Source organism: Lysinibacillus sp. FSL L8-0312, assembly GCF_038003285.1.
Taxonomy (GTDB): Bacteria; Bacillota; Bacilli; order Bacillales_A; family Planococcaceae; genus Lysinibacillus; species Lysinibacillus fusiformis_D.
On sequence record NZ_JBBOOV010000001.1, the window covers coordinates 3,976,134 to 3,989,675 of the forward strand.

Annotated in this window: 12 protein-coding genes and 1 other annotated feature; of the genes, 7 read left to right on the top strand and 5 right to left on the bottom strand. The window is 38.4% G+C overall.

Annotation, left to right across the window (positions count from 1 at the left end; all coding sequences use genetic code 11):
* The first annotated feature begins 42 nt into the window (after positions 1–42).
* Positions 43–1,572 (top strand): alpha-amylase family glycosyl hydrolase, encoded by a 1,530-nt coding sequence (locus tag MHI22_RS19875; protein ID WP_230593788.1) that lies wholly within the window; start codon positions 43–45, stop codon positions 1,570–1,572.
* A 44-nt stretch (positions 1,573–1,616) separates the two neighbouring features.
* On the opposite strand, the gene MHI22_RS19880 is transcribed toward MHI22_RS19875, so the two are convergent.
* Both MHI22_RS19880 and MHI22_RS19885 read right to left on the bottom strand, forming a co-directional pair.
* Positions 1,617–2,474: a DegV family protein gene (locus MHI22_RS19880; protein ID WP_036120917.1), complete on the bottom strand. Its 858-nt coding sequence runs from the start codon at positions 2,472–2,474 to the stop codon at positions 1,617–1,619.
* Between the two features lie 143 nt (positions 2,475–2,617).
* A complete protein-coding gene (locus tag MHI22_RS19885; RefSeq protein WP_036120914.1) occupies positions 2,618–3,427 on the bottom strand; it encodes a Cof-type HAD-IIB family hydrolase in 810 nt (269 codons plus the stop codon).
* 121 nt (positions 3,428–3,548) lie between these two features.
* Here MHI22_RS19885 and MHI22_RS19890 point away from each other — a divergent pair, with 121 nt between their 5' ends.
* Both MHI22_RS19890 and MHI22_RS19895 read left to right on the top strand, forming a co-directional pair.
* Positions 3,549–4,313 (top strand): prolyl oligopeptidase family serine peptidase, encoded by a 765-nt coding sequence (locus MHI22_RS19890; RefSeq protein ID WP_036120911.1) that lies wholly within the window; start codon positions 3,549–3,551, stop codon positions 4,311–4,313.
* A 53-nt stretch (positions 4,314–4,366) separates the two neighbouring features.
* Positions 4,367–4,675, top strand: a complete 309-nt coding sequence (locus MHI22_RS19895) for a metal-sulfur cluster assembly factor (RefSeq protein WP_036120908.1) — start codon at positions 4,367–4,369, stop codon at positions 4,673–4,675.
* Between the two features lie 626 nt (positions 4,676–5,301).
* Here the strand turns inward: MHI22_RS19895 and MHI22_RS19900 are convergent.
* Positions 5,302–5,988 carry a Crp/Fnr family transcriptional regulator gene (locus tag MHI22_RS19900; protein ID WP_249646031.1) on the bottom strand — a complete coding sequence of 229 codons (687 nt, stop codon included), beginning with the start codon at positions 5,986–5,988 and terminating at the stop codon, positions 5,302–5,304.
* Between the two features lie 270 nt (positions 5,989–6,258).
* On the opposite strand from MHI22_RS19900, the gene MHI22_RS19905 reads away from it, so the two are divergent.
* The gene (locus tag MHI22_RS19905) at positions 6,259–8,385 is read left to right on the top strand and encodes an ATP-dependent Clp protease ATP-binding subunit (protein WP_340812595.1); all 2,127 of its coding nucleotides are present in this window, start codon (positions 6,259–6,261) and stop codon (positions 8,383–8,385) included.
* 49 nt (positions 8,386–8,434) lie between these two features.
* Here MHI22_RS19905 and MHI22_RS19910 read toward each other — a convergent pair whose 3' ends face one another.
* Positions 8,435–8,629 carry a YjzD family protein gene (locus MHI22_RS19910; protein WP_004227469.1) on the bottom strand — a complete coding sequence of 65 codons (195 nt, stop codon included), beginning with the start codon at positions 8,627–8,629 and terminating at the stop codon, positions 8,435–8,437.
* A gap of 577 nt (positions 8,630–9,206) precedes the next feature.
* On the opposite strand from MHI22_RS19910, the gene MHI22_RS19915 reads away from it, so the two are divergent.
* The 3 genes from MHI22_RS19915 (at position 9,207) to MHI22_RS19925 (ending at position 11,744) form a co-directional block, all read left to right on the top strand.
* The gene (locus MHI22_RS19915; protein ID WP_089934871.1) at positions 9,207–10,145 is read left to right on the top strand and encodes a beta-ketoacyl-ACP synthase III; all 939 of its coding nucleotides are present in this window, start codon (positions 9,207–9,209) and stop codon (positions 10,143–10,145) included.
* Positions 10,146–10,175: 30 nt separating this feature from the next.
* Complete coding sequence (gene fabF / locus MHI22_RS19920) at positions 10,176–11,417, top strand: beta-ketoacyl-ACP synthase II (protein WP_340812596.1); 1,242 nt, start codon at positions 10,176–10,178, stop codon at positions 11,415–11,417.
* A 105-nt stretch (positions 11,418–11,522) separates the two neighbouring features.
* Positions 11,523–11,744 carry a hypothetical protein gene (locus tag MHI22_RS19925; protein ID WP_036126664.1) on the top strand — a complete coding sequence of 74 codons (222 nt, stop codon included), beginning with the start codon at positions 11,523–11,525 and terminating at the stop codon, positions 11,742–11,744.
* Between the two features lies 1 nt (position 11,745).
* On the opposite strand, the gene trpS is transcribed toward MHI22_RS19925, so the two are convergent.
* Positions 11,746–12,735: a tryptophan--tRNA ligase gene (gene trpS / locus MHI22_RS19930; protein WP_340812597.1), complete on the bottom strand. Its 990-nt coding sequence runs from the start codon at positions 12,733–12,735 to the stop codon at positions 11,746–11,748.
* 116 nt (positions 12,736–12,851) lie between these two features.
* Positions 12,852–13,074 (bottom strand) — a binding site (T-box leader).
* Between the last annotated feature and the right edge of the window lie 468 nt (positions 13,075–13,542).

Genomic DNA, 13,542 nt, shown 5'->3' on the forward strand with positions numbered 1-13,542 from the left:
TTCATTTCGCATTTTCGTAAAATCTTTTGAAAAGATAGCGACGTGACAGTGTTATTTGGTAAAATGACGATGGATTGGTTTGAAAGAGAGGGAATAACAGTGAAATTTAAGAAATGGATAAGTGCGACGGCTGCATCACTTTTATTAGCAACTTCATTCGTAAGTACTACACCAGTAGCGCATGCGGATGAAAAAGCGACAACATCGATAGCAGAAGAAAGCATCTTTGATTTACTCGTTGACCGTTTCTTTAATGGTTCGGGCACAAACGATTTTGATACAAATACGAAAGACCCTTCGAAATTTGCAGGAGGCGATTTTACAGGTCTGCAAGATAAGCTAAAATTTATTGGTGAGATGGGTTTTACAATTGTTTCTATTGGTCCTATTTTTTCTACAGAGAAATATGATGGATCACTACTTACAAGCTACACGACAATCGAACGTCATTTTGGAACAACAGAAGAATTCCAAAGTGTTGTAGAAGCCTATAAAGCTAAAAATATGTCCATCATGGTGGATTTCCCGCTCAATAATGTGAGTCCAAATCATGAATGGGCAAAGGACTCATCAAAAGCTGACTGGATTGCTTCTACGAATAATGGACAAGTACAATGGGATTTATCGAACAAAGCTGTGCAAGAGGCGCTCATTCAATCAGCCACTGAATTTGTTTCTACATATGATGTTGGTGGTATTCGTTTAACGAATATTGCAGAGGCTGATATAGCGTTTGTCAATGCGATGATTGCAGCATTAAAAGAGACAAAAGCATCTCTTTACGTGATTGCTAATGAAGAAAGTGATGCTGATTTTGATGCAACCTTCTCACCAGCAACAGCGGATATTTATCGTAATATTTTTAAAAACGTGGATATGGATTCTTCTAAATTAATGGAGCCTTTTACAGGAGAGAAGCCGACACAGATTATGGTGGATTCACTTGAAACCCATCGTTTTACATTCGATTCTGCGACTGAAAATATGTTTCCGCCTACACGCTTAAAAATGGCGATGGGTGCTTTATTTATGCTTCCTGGGATTCCCGTTGTGCAATATGGTACAGAAATCGCCATGAATGGGGAAGCAAAACCAGATACACATCAGTTGTATAACTTTAAAACTGATGAAGAATTGATTGATTATATTAAAAATGTTCAATCCTTACGTAATCAATCTGCAACTTTACGTAAAGGTGATTTTGAAGTAATTACAAATGACAATGGCCTACTTGTCTTCACACGTACCTCTGACGAAGAAAAGTGGGTAATTATGGTGAATAATACAGGCAAAACGCAACGTGTGGACTTAACACCAGCGCAACTTGGTGAAGGGAAAATGCTGAACGGAATTTTACATGAGGAAAAAGTTCGTATAAATGAAAAAGAGGTTTATCCTGTTATTTTAGACCGAGAAATGGTTGAGATTTATCAGGTTCGCAATGATGAAGGCTTAAACATGCCCTACATGGTTGCCCTTGGTTTAGTGTGGGTAATCTTTATCGGCTTTGTTGTTATCATCATTAAACGAGGAAAAGTTCGCCGTCAAGAACAAGACGTCCAACAACCATAGCACAACGAAAAAGCATGCTAGGAGCAATCCTAACATGCTTTTTATTAGCCTTGATAGCTTTTGTTCGTAAAGAAGATTGCAATAGTGCCTGGTCCTACATGTGAACCGATTGCAGAGCCAATCATAGTAATTTGAACAGCTTGAGGAGAAAAACGTTCCTGAATAGAAGCCTTTACTTCATTGGCAAAGGCCACATCATCACTATGACTAATACCAACAATTTTATCCGTAAAGCTTCCGCCACGCTCCTGCATTAAATCTAACATACGATTAAGTGCTTTTTTACGACCACGTGACTTTTCAATAGGTATCAGCTTGCCTTCCTCTACATTTAAAATAGGTTTAATGCTCAGAAGACCACCTAAAAAGGCACTGGCCTTGGATACACGACCACCTTTGGCAAGGTAATCTAAATCTTCTACTGTAAATAAATGCTCCATCTGAGGTGCATATGCACTCATTTTAGAGGCCATATCCTCTAAGGATACCCCTATATTTCGAAGGCGAACTGCTTCCTCTACAACTAGACCATGTCCTAGTGAAGCGCATTTAGAGTCGATAATGACTAATTTTAATGAAGGATATTGCTCTAATACTTGATTGCGAATCATTTGAGCAGTACTATATGTGCCGGATAATTCCGATGAAAAGGCAATATAGATGCCTTCTTCTTCATTTTTAGCTAGTTCCTCAAAGTGCTTTAAAAACAGCTCAGGTGACACTTGTGATGTTTTTGGTTGAGCACCTTGGCGGATGGCATCGTAAATCTCTTTGGAATCAATCGTAATGACATCTTCATATTCTTTGTTGTTCAATTGCACTCGTAAAGGGAGTAACACGACATCATTTTCTTCATAGTAAGACTTCGGTAGATCGCATCCACTATCCGTAAAAATCTTCATTCTCTTGTCCCCCTAATTTCAACTTACTCATCAAGTATTTTTAACTTTATTCAGTCGGTACTCACTTAAGATAAATGGAAGGGGTACCACTGAATAAAGTTAAACTGGTAAAAATGGAATGTTAACTTGAACTTACTACTTAACTATGATAATTTCAAGCGTTCAATGAGGATTTTTGCGATTCCATCATCATTATTTGTTGCTGTAATTTCATTGGCAATGTTTTTAAGACTTGGAATACCGTTCCCCATCGCTACACCAAGTCCAGCATATTCGATCATTTCTAAATCATTGTCTTCATCACCAAACGCGATGATACGCTCACGTGGAATACCTAAATCTTTTGCCACATGCGCAATACCCACAGCTTTATTTAAGCCGCGACGTACAATTTCAATAATATGAAGTGGCGCGCCCCATCGACGATGCTCAATAACTTCTGCGTGCACCGCCTGTAAATGGTCACGTATAATGACCGAATTCGCTTCATTTGCTTGAATTAATAAACTTGTGGGATTTTCCAAGAGATGTGTGTATAAATCCCCAAGTGTGATTTTGGGATTACCCATATTAAAAATATTTAAGATACGATCATCTTCTGTGTGTACATAAATATCATCTTTTACCTCAGCGATAATATTTTCATACTCGTAACTATTGATGGATCCAACAACATCATGTACAACACTTAAATCAATCGGTGTGTGCATATGTTGCCAAGATACATTTTTGGGATGATGTACATATGCGCCATTAAAATTGACAATGGGTGTAGTGAGCCCAAGTTCATGATAATAAAGATCACTTGCACGGTATGGACGCCCCGTTGCAATCATCACTTGATGCCCTAATTCCTTAGCCTGCAATAATGTTTTTTTCGTTTTTGCTGAGATTTGTTGTTGGTCTGTTAATAAAGTACCATCTAAGTCTAGTACGATTAAATGCGGTTTCATAGCTCGTTGCCCCTTTCCTATAGTTTGAATAGTATCTCTTTGTCTTTCATTCGTCAAAATTTTGTCACAGTGAAAAAAGTTTGCTAACATAAAGATGAGACAATAGTTGGGAGTGACAAAAATGTTTGTAGAAAAAGAAGTGTGGGGAAATATTCCTTTATTACATATACATACAGACAAGATGAATGAAGAAACCCCAGTAGTGATTTTTTTGCATGGTTTTATGAGCGCGAAAGAACATAACTTACACTATGCATACCAATTGGTGCATAAGGGGGTGCGTGTCCTATTACCAGATGCAAAATTTCATGGTGACCGTAGCGAAGGCCTTACAGAAATACAAATGAACTTGAAATTTTGGGATATTGTTTTAAATTCTATTCATGAAGTGCAACAATTATATGATGAATTAAGGAATAAAAATTTATTGGCCAGTCATAATATTGGCATAGCAGGTACTTCAATGGGCGGTATCGTGACCTCCGGCTGTTTAAAACTTTATGATTGGATAAAAACAGCGTCAATATGTATGGGTGCACCAGGTTTTATTAAATTAGGTGAATATCAATTGCAGCAATTTGCAAAAAGCGGTATCAATTGGCCGATGTCAGAGGAAGATGTTCAAAAAGTGAATGAGCTCTTAGCTAAATATGATGTTAGTTTAACGCCAGAAAAATTCGCAGGTCGTCCAGTTTTCTTTTGGCATGGAGAATTAGATAAAACAGTACCTTTCCAAGAAACGTATAAATTTTATGAGACATTACGGGAATACTATCAAGCAAGCCCTGAATATTTAAAGTTTATGGTGAACAAAAAGGCAGGACATGCAGTCCCACGTGACGGTATGCTAGCAGCAACAGACTGGCTTGCACAGCATTTGGCATAACAGGATGCATCTGCTATGATAAGGTTAACACTATGATGGAAGGAGAAATACGAATGGATCAAGATATGAAAGATAGCATGTTTGGTGCTTTAGAAAATGTAATTGACCCTGAGCTTGGGATTGATATCGTCAACTTAGGTTTAGTATATGATGTAGATTTAGATGATGAAGGTGTAGCAACTGTTACGATGACATTAACATCGATGGGATGCCCACTTGGGCCAGTTATTGTGGATCAGGTGAATACGGCATTAGGGGAACTTCCAGAAGTGAAAAGTACAAATGTTAACATTGTATGGAATCCACCTTGGTCAAAAGACAAAATGTCACGCTATGCAAAAATGGCATTAGGCGTACGCTAAAATTGCAACATTAAAAATCCCTGCTTATTTTATAGGCAGGGATTTCATGTTGTTGAAAAAAGATGATGTTCATAGTAGAAAAAGAACCTTTAGCAAGGCGAGGGGTTGATTTCCGTTCCACCAGCGTCCTTTCCAGGGGGCGTCCGATGAGCCGCTTCACTCACTGCGTTCGCTCCAGAGTCTCAACTGTGACGCTAAATCCCCTAGGAGTGACGCTGGCTCCACTCCAATCAACCATTCTGCAAAAATGTCTTTTTCTTATCTTTCATACGAGCCGTATTTGTATGATTAGAGAAAGGATAGCCTCTTATTGTCAATGTGGAGAAGTGATGAGTGACAACACCCTCCATAAAGAGTAATGAATACCTTCACTTTATTTGAAGATCTTTGCTAAAAAGAAATATTTTTATGGGTTGGAGTGGAAGGCTACTTGACTCCCGTGGGATAGCGAGACAGGCGAGCCCCTGCACGGAGGAAGCGGCTCGGCGCTCGCCCACAGGAAAGCAAGTAGCCTGCAACGGAAATCCATTTTCACCCTTCACAAAAATGCTATGGATGGTTTTGTTTTTCAACACGATAAAATCCCTGCTATATTTTATAGGCAGGGATTTTCGTTTGTAACGAAATTAATCGATACGGCATATTTGTAATGGACAATTTTCACAAGCAATTTCATTTTTTAAAAATTGTAAATCATGAATTGTAATAAAGCCTTTATCAAAGGTGATAATGTCGTGTTTTTTTAAATCATTCAACATACGATTAATCATTTCACGACTTGTTGCACACAAATTCGCAATTTCTGTATTTGTTAGCTGGAAATCAATAAAAATTGAGCCATTTTCTAAAGGTTTACCATACGTATTGGAAAGCCGAATGAGCGTTGAAAATAAAGCACCTTTTTTACCATTTAACACTAAATCACGCAAACGACTTTGATGCTTTAAGTTTTCTGTTTGCAACCACTTTATATATTCCACCATCACAGTAGGCTGATCTTCTAGTAAATGCTCCAATGATTTCCGACTTAACACATACATCGTAGAAGGCTCTAAAACCTTTGCAGTCATGGAATTATAGATTAGGTTACAAAACAATGACCCCTCTCCAATTATACTGTCAGGACCACAAATACGAATAGTTAATTCCTTGCCAGTTTCGGTTTCTTGGCTTATCGAAATCACACCAGATTGGATGTAATAAATTTCTTTTGCCCGTTCACCCTCTAGGAAAATTTTATTTCCTTTATTCACTTTGATAAAAACACCATGCTTTTGAAATAGATCTTTAATTTTTTCAAACATATTATCCATTAAAACCATATCTCCAACACATCGCTTTCTTTTTGTAATAAACGGCAATTATTACAAAAGGATAGTGGATTTTTCGATACTAAAACATAGAAACATACCATTATTATAACGTAAATTTCCAAAATCCGTGAAAAAATTTTAGTGCGATTTCTTTGCGAAGCAATGTCGATTGATGTAAAATAAAGTTAGTCAAAAAAGGTCAAACTTTTTTAAAAGAACAAGAATGGGTATAACAATAATAAGAAACATGATGGTAAAGGAGTGCTAGCTATGCAATTTCAACAAACAGATAACAAAAAACCACTAGAGCAATTTGGACGAAATTTGATTGAAGAAGTTAAAAACGGCAAAATGGACCCTGTTATCGGGCGTGATGAGGAAATTCGAAATGTCATTCGTATTTTAACACGCAAAACGAAAAATAATCCTGTATTAATTGGTGAACCAGGAGTTGGTAAAACAGCGATTGTTGAGGGTTTAGCACAGCGTATTGTGAAAGGCGATGTGCCAGAGGGCTTGAAAGAATGTGTGTTATATGAGCTAGATATGAGTGCTTTAATCGCAGGGGCAAGCTATCGTGGCCAATTTGAAGAGCGCTTAAAAGGTGTGTTAAAAGAGGTGAAAGATTCAGAAGGACAAATCATTTTATTTATTGATGAAATTCATACCATCGTCGGCGCAGGCAAAACAGACGGTGCTATGGATGCAGGGAATATGCTCAAGCCAATGCTTGCACGCGGTGAACTACATTGTATTGGTGCTACAACACTAGATGAGTATCGTATGTACATTGAAAAAGATCCTGCTTTAGAGCGACGATTCCAGCAAGTTCTTGTACGTGAGCCTTCGATTGAGGATACGGTTTCCATTTTACGGGGCTTAAAAGAACGCTTTGAATTACATCATGCAGTACGAATTCATGACAGAGCAATTGTTGCGGCAGCAGAACTGTCCAACCGATATATTACAGAGCGATTTTTACCTGATAAGGCAATTGATTTAATTGATGAGGCTTGTGCGATGATTCGTACAGAAATTGATTCGATGCCACAGGAATTAGATGCAGTGACACGTCGCATTATGCAGCTTGAGATTGAAGAACAGGCATTACGTAAGGAAAAGGACGAGGCAAGTAAAAAACGTCTAGAGCAATTGCGTGAGGAATTAACAAAATTAAAAGAATCCTCAGAGGGCATGCGCCAACAATGGGAAGCAGAAAAAGAAATGTTACACGATATTCAGAAAAAACGGGAAACATTAGATAAATACCGTCGTGATTTAGATGAAGCAGAAAGTAAATATGATTTAAATAAAGCTGCCGAATTACGCCATGGCAAAATCCCAACATTAGAAAAGGAAATTCAGGAACTCGAAAAACAGTTAGAAAACGGGGCAGAATCCCGCATTTTACGTGAAGAAGTAACGGCAGATGAAATTGCTGCGATCGTTTCCCGCTGGACAGGAATTCCTGTAACAAAATTAGTAGAAGGAGAACGTGAAAAACTTCTACGATTAAAGGATACATTACATGAAAGGGTAGTCGGTCAAGATACAGCAGTTCAATTAGTAACAGAAGCTGTATGGCGTGCACGTGCAGGTATTAAAGATCCGCATCGTCCGATTGGTAGCTTTTTATTCTTAGGTCCAACAGGTGTTGGTAAAACTGAGCTTGCTAAGGCACTTGCTGCGCAGTTATTTGATGCAGAAGATCACTTTATTCGAATTGATATGAGTGAATACATGGAGAAACATAGTGTGTCTCGTCTCGTTGGTGCTCCTCCAGGCTATGTAGGTTATGAGGAGGGCGGACAATTAACAGAAGCTGTACGCCGAAATCCATATTCCGTGGTCCTCCTAGATGAAATTGAAAAAGCGCATCCAGACGTGGCGAATATTTTATTACAAATTTTAGATGATGGCCGCATTACAGATAGTCAGGGACGTATGGTGAATTTTACAAATACAGTGGTCATTCTAACATCCAATATTGGCTCTAGTTATTTAATGGAGGCAAAAGAAGGCGATAATGCTGTTGAAGACTTAGTGATGACGGCCTTACGCCAACATTTTAAACCAGAGTTATTAAACCGTATGGATGACATTATCTTTTTCCATGCTTTATCTACAAAGCATTTTACTGCGATTGCTTGGAAGTACGTGGAGCAACTGATTAAACGTGTGGCAGAACAGGAAATTACTTTATCTGTCGAGCAAGAGGTTATTGATTGGGTAGTACAGCAAGGAGCGGATGCTCAGTTTGGAGCGAGACCATTAAAACGCTTTGTACAACGACATATCGAAACAGCAGTAGCTAGAGAACTGCTTCGTGGTGAGGTTTTACTAGGAGAAACTTTGCATGTGAAAATGCGTGATGGTCAATGTGTTGTGGAAAAATAACAGAAAAAACCTGTTCGGCAATATGCTGAACAGGTTTTTTCTAGATAAATTAATGATGGTCTGCAGCTTCTGGTGTAGGATCGTTTGGAATGATTGCTCCAATAATAAAGATTAGAATGGAGAATACAACGGAAACGATTGCCCCTGTTTTAAAATCGAATGGTACACCAAGTACAGAGCTGACTACGTAGTTTAACATAGAAACTAGTAGGAATGACCATATGAACGTTACGATATATTGCATTAATTTCACCTCAACCGAACTTTTTTCATTATAAGGTTTTACTCATATTCATTATCATATCATAACATAAATCGAAAAAAAAAGAACCTTTTATGTGAAACATGGCGAATTTGTCACAACAAATACAAGGATCTGGATTTTATATTCAACGGCCTATCGTAGCATTTGATTTGCAGAAGGTATGCTGATGTTTAATGATAGGAAGTTAGTGTGTGCTTTGTAATGAAGAGGAGTCAGGGAATTAGTCTCGATTAGGGTTTTTGTTCGTAACGAGTGCAGAAGTGCTCTAATTATAGTAGGAACTTGGCTCAGAGCTAGTAGATAGTGCTCCTAAGTAAGACACTCCGTTCATAAAAAGGTGGACAGTACTATGACGTAGAAGTTCACCCGCTCAAAAACGACGATAATGCCAAAACTCTCACCTAACCTAATAAAGAGTCAGCCCTCACCAAAAATAAAATCTCCGCCACGTCCAAAACACATTAATTTTAAATCACCTTGCTTCCTTCCTTTCGTATGCGTTATAATTATGACCAGTTACTAATAATTGATAGTAAGAAAGCTGAGGGGTTGCTATATGAACGCTGGTATTATAGGAATTGGCAAATATGTTCCTGAGAAGGTCGTTACAAATTTTGATTTGGAAAAAATAATGGATACTTCAGATGAATGGATTCGAACTCGAACAGGCATTGAAGAACGTCATTTTGCGGCAGAGGATCAGGAAACTTCAGATTTAGCAGTAGCAGCTGCTAAAGAAGCTATTGCAAAAGCGGGTATTACGCCAGAGGAAATTGGTTTAATACTTGTAGCAACTGTCACACAGGATCAAACTTTTCCAAGTGTAGCATGTATGGTTCAAGAACAAATCGGAGCAGTGAATGCGGCGGCGATGGATCAAGCAGCGGCATGTGCAGGATTTATATATAGCTTAGTGACAGCGAAGCACTTTGTAGAGGCAAATACTTATAAATATGTCTTAGTAGTAGGTGTAGAAAAACTGTCGAAAGTCATCGATTGGAAGGATCGTAATACAGCTGTTTTATTCGGTGATGGTGCTAGTGCAGCTATTGTTGGGCCAGTATCTGAAGGCAGAGGTATTGTATCATTTGAACTTGGTGCTGATGGTACAGGCGGTAAAAACCTTTATTTAACACAGCAAGACACAATTACAATGAATGGTCGTGAAGTGTTTAAGTTTGCTGTACGTCAAATGGGTGAATCGGCTGTTAATGTGTTAGAGAAAGCAGGATTAACAAAAGAAGACGTAGATTTTTTAGTGCCGCATCAGGCAAATATACGAATTATGGAATCTGCTCGTGAGCGATTAGAGCTACCACCTGAAAAAATGTCAAAAACGATTCATAAATATGGAAATACTTCAGCAGCATCTATTGGTATTTCCTTGGTAGATGAGCTCGAAGCAGGTAAGATTAAAGAGGATGACTTATTAGTCCTCGTTGGTTTTGGTGGCGGCTTAACATGGGGTGCCGTAGCCATGAGATGGGGAAAATAAGAAGGAAAAATGCTTGAGGGGAGTAAGACAATGAGTAAACGACGAGTAGTAATTACAGGAATTGGCGCAGTTACACCACTAGGAAATAGCATCGAAGAAACATGGGCTAACATCAAGGCTGGTAAATCTGGCATTGGTGAGCTGACACGATTGAATAAAGAACTTTTTGCAGCAAAAATCGCAGCAGAAGTGAAGGATTTCGATATTGAAAAATATATTGATCGTAAAGAAGCACGTAAAATGGATCGTTTTACGCACTACGCGTTAGCCGCTTCCATTATGGCAATGGAAGATTCACAATTAACAATTGATGAAGAGTTAGCTCCACGTGCAGGTGTATGGATTGGCTCTGGTATCGGCGGTATGGAAACTTATGAACAACAATTTTTAACATTCCAAGAGCGTGGCGCAAGACGTGTCAGCCCATTCTTCATTCCAATGATGATTCCTGATATGGCTTCAGGGCAAGTATCTATTCACGTTGGTGCAAAAGGTATTAACTCATGTTCTGTAACGGCGTGTGCTTCGGGAACAAACTCCATTGGCGATGCCTTTAAAGTAATTGAACGTGGGGATGCAGATGTGATGATTTCAGGTGGTGCTGAATCACCAATCGTTACAATGGCTGTGGCAGGCTTCTGTGCAAATACAGCTTTATCATTAAATCCAGACCCACAAGCCGCATGCCGTCCATTTGATAAAAACCGCGATGGTTTTATTATCGGAGAAGGCGCTGGTATCGTTATTCTAGAAGAGTATGAACATGCAAAAGCTCGTGGCGCTAAAATCTATGCTGAAGTTTTAGGTTATGGTGCAACAGGTGATGCGCATCACATTACGGCTCCAGCTCCAGAGGGTGAGGGGGCAGCACGTGCAATGACGCAAGCATTGACAGATGGTGGAGTTGATCCATCACAAGTTGATTATATTAATGCACATGGTACTAGCACACCTTACAATGATTTATTTGAAACACAAGCTGTTAAAACTGCTTTTGGTGATCATGCGTATAAACTTGCTATGAGCTCCACAAAGTCTATGACGGGTCACTTATTAGGAGCAGCTGGTGGTGTGGAAGCGATTTTCACAGCATTAGCCTTAAAAGAAGGCATTTTACCTCCAACAATTAATTTAGTAGATCCAGATCCAGAATGTGATTTAGATTATGTTCCAAACGAAGCGAGAGAAGCAAACATTCAATATGCGATGAGTAATTCTCTTGGTTTTGGTGGTCACAATGCCAGTCTTTTATTCAAAAAATATGAAGCATAATATATAAACTTAAAAAACGTCAGCCAAATTTAAACGGCTGACGTCTTTTTTTATAGTTTTGTGAATAAATGATAAGTAAGAAGAAATAGAAAGGATGCCTCTACTGTGTTTCGTCTCTTTTTATTTTTAGTAAGCTATGGCTTAATGATCCTCTCTGTAGGGAATCTCATATTGTATTTAAATTATCGAACATTAGGTTATTCCTGGAAGGTTGTTTTCAAATTTATTTTTCAAACAACAGAATTTTATATGGCGGTAGGAGCCTGCATTATCATTTGTGCTGTTGTGCTTGATTTAGGCTTTGATCGCTCCACAGACAAGCCATAAATTAGCGACGTGTGCGGCCGAGACCCATTGCTTCTTCCATGCGTTTTAATGTAGCACTGGCAATCGCATTCGCCTTTTCAGCACCTTCATCTAAGATGACATCTAATTCAGAGGATTCTACTAAATGATAGAATTTTTCTTGAATTGGTGTTAGATGTTCGATAACAGCTGTTGCAACACCTTGCTTGAATCCACCATAACCAATTCCCTCATATTTTTTGACTAAATCTTCAATGGCTATACCAGAAATAGCCGATTCGATTGTCAATAAATTTGAGACACCTGGTTTATTTTCTACATCAAATGCAACAATACCATCAGAATCCGTAACCGCTGATTTAATTTTTTTCTCAATGTCCTTTGCCGTATCTAGCAAACGGATTGTCGCTTTCGTATTAGGGTCAGATTTACTCATTTTCTTTGTTGGCTCTTGTAAGGATTTAATACGAGCGCCTGCTTTTGGTAATTGAATTTCTGGAATTGTTAAAACGTCACCAAAGCGTTTATTAAAACGTTCTGCAAGGTCACGAGTTAGCTCGATATGCTGCTTCTGATCATCGCCGACAGGGACAATGTTTGTGTTGTAAAGTAGAATGTCTGCAGCCATTAACGGTGGATATGTTAAAAGAGCAGCAGAAACGCTTTCTTTACCATGTGATTTATCTTTAAATTGTGTCATACGTTCTAGCTCCCCGATAGACGCAACACATTGTAACATCCATCCTGCCTGAGCATGCGCTGGCACCTCTGATTGAATGAATAACGTAGATTTTTTAGGGTCGATGCCAGTAGCAATATAGGTAGCTGCCAGCTTACGAATGCTTTCACGTAATTCTTTAGGATCTTGGGCAACCGTGATCGCATGCTGATCAACGATACAATAAATAGCATTTCCTTCGTCTTGTAGTGCAGGGAATTGCTTGAATGCTCCTAAATAGTTCCCTAAAGTAACGATTCCTGTAGGCTGTACGCCTGAAAAAATAGTTGTCATTAAAAGTTCCTCCTCGAATTCAAATTCCGTGACGGTTGTCAGTGGCGTTTTGCTCACTTTTCCACCTCACGATAAAGACAAAAAAACATCATGCGTCCTCATTAGATTTTTTCTAATGAAGGGACGAATGATGTTTTGAATCCGCGGTACCACCCAGCTTGCCTAAAAGGCCACTCAGCTTCGTAACGTGAAGGGACGAGCTCTGCTAATAGCTTCTAATAGCGTTCACAAAGCTAACTCGGAAGTCCATTCCATATGCCTCCACGATCTGTTTGCAGCAACCACAGACTCTCTAAACGTGAAATGAACATATGTACTACTCTTCGTCAGCGTTTTTCTCAATTTAAATTATTCAAATTGATTTGATTGCAAAGAATTATATTATAAAGATTCCATTGTGTAAAGTCAGACTTTTGACGGTGGTTTTTTTCGAGAAAAAATTATATGCTTTTTTTGTTGTGTAATTTTGTTATAAATATAAAATTTTTTATTAAAATTGTGTTTAGGTGTACACGTCAAATTGACAATTTTCTCGTTTAATCTTTTTAAATGAGAACAACTAAGATACATGCTTGGATGTTTAAAATGCACTGAAAGTGGGAATGTTAGTAGTAGCACATAAGATAGAAGGAAATACGCTTTATTAAAAGCTGTATAAAGAGACAGAATAATTTGTGACGGCTTCAGTCTTTTTTTATTGGAACTATATTCAAATACAGCTGAGTACTGTATAATGGTACTGTGTATTTTACTTTACATTAATTCTAATTTAACACTTTGGTTCTGGTTTATAGATAATGATTACAA

What these genes read in the sequence shown, in the direction of transcription:
- fabF (WP_340812596.1), top strand. Translation starts at nt 10,176, where the DNA reads ATGAGTAAACGACGAGTAGTAATTACAGGAATTGGCGCAGTTACACCA.
- MHI22_RS19900 (WP_249646031.1), bottom strand. Translation starts at nt 5,988, where the DNA reads ATGGATAATATGTTTGAAAAAATTAAAGATCTATTTCAAAAGCATGGT.
- MHI22_RS19910 (WP_004227469.1), bottom strand. Translation starts at nt 8,629, where the DNA reads ATGCAATATATCGTAACGTTCATATGGTCATTCCTACTAGTTTCTATG.
- MHI22_RS19880 (WP_036120917.1), bottom strand. Translation starts at nt 2,474, where the DNA reads ATGAAGATTTTTACGGATAGTGGATGCGATCTACCGAAGTCTTACTAT.
- MHI22_RS19915 (WP_089934871.1), top strand. Translation starts at nt 9,207, where the DNA reads ATGAACGCTGGTATTATAGGAATTGGCAAATATGTTCCTGAGAAGGTC.
- trpS (WP_340812597.1), bottom strand. Translation starts at nt 12,735, where the DNA reads ATGACAACTATTTTTTCAGGCGTACAGCCTACAGGAATCGTTACTTTA.
- MHI22_RS19885 (WP_036120914.1), bottom strand. Translation starts at nt 3,427, where the DNA reads ATGAAACCGCATTTAATCGTACTAGACTTAGATGGTACTTTATTAACA.
- MHI22_RS19890 (WP_036120911.1), top strand. Translation starts at nt 3,549, where the DNA reads ATGTTTGTAGAAAAAGAAGTGTGGGGAAATATTCCTTTATTACATATA.
- MHI22_RS19905 (WP_340812595.1), top strand. Translation starts at nt 6,259, where the DNA reads ATGCAATTTCAACAAACAGATAACAAAAAACCACTAGAGCAATTTGGA.
- MHI22_RS19895 (WP_036120908.1), top strand. Translation starts at nt 4,367, where the DNA reads ATGGATCAAGATATGAAAGATAGCATGTTTGGTGCTTTAGAAAATGTA.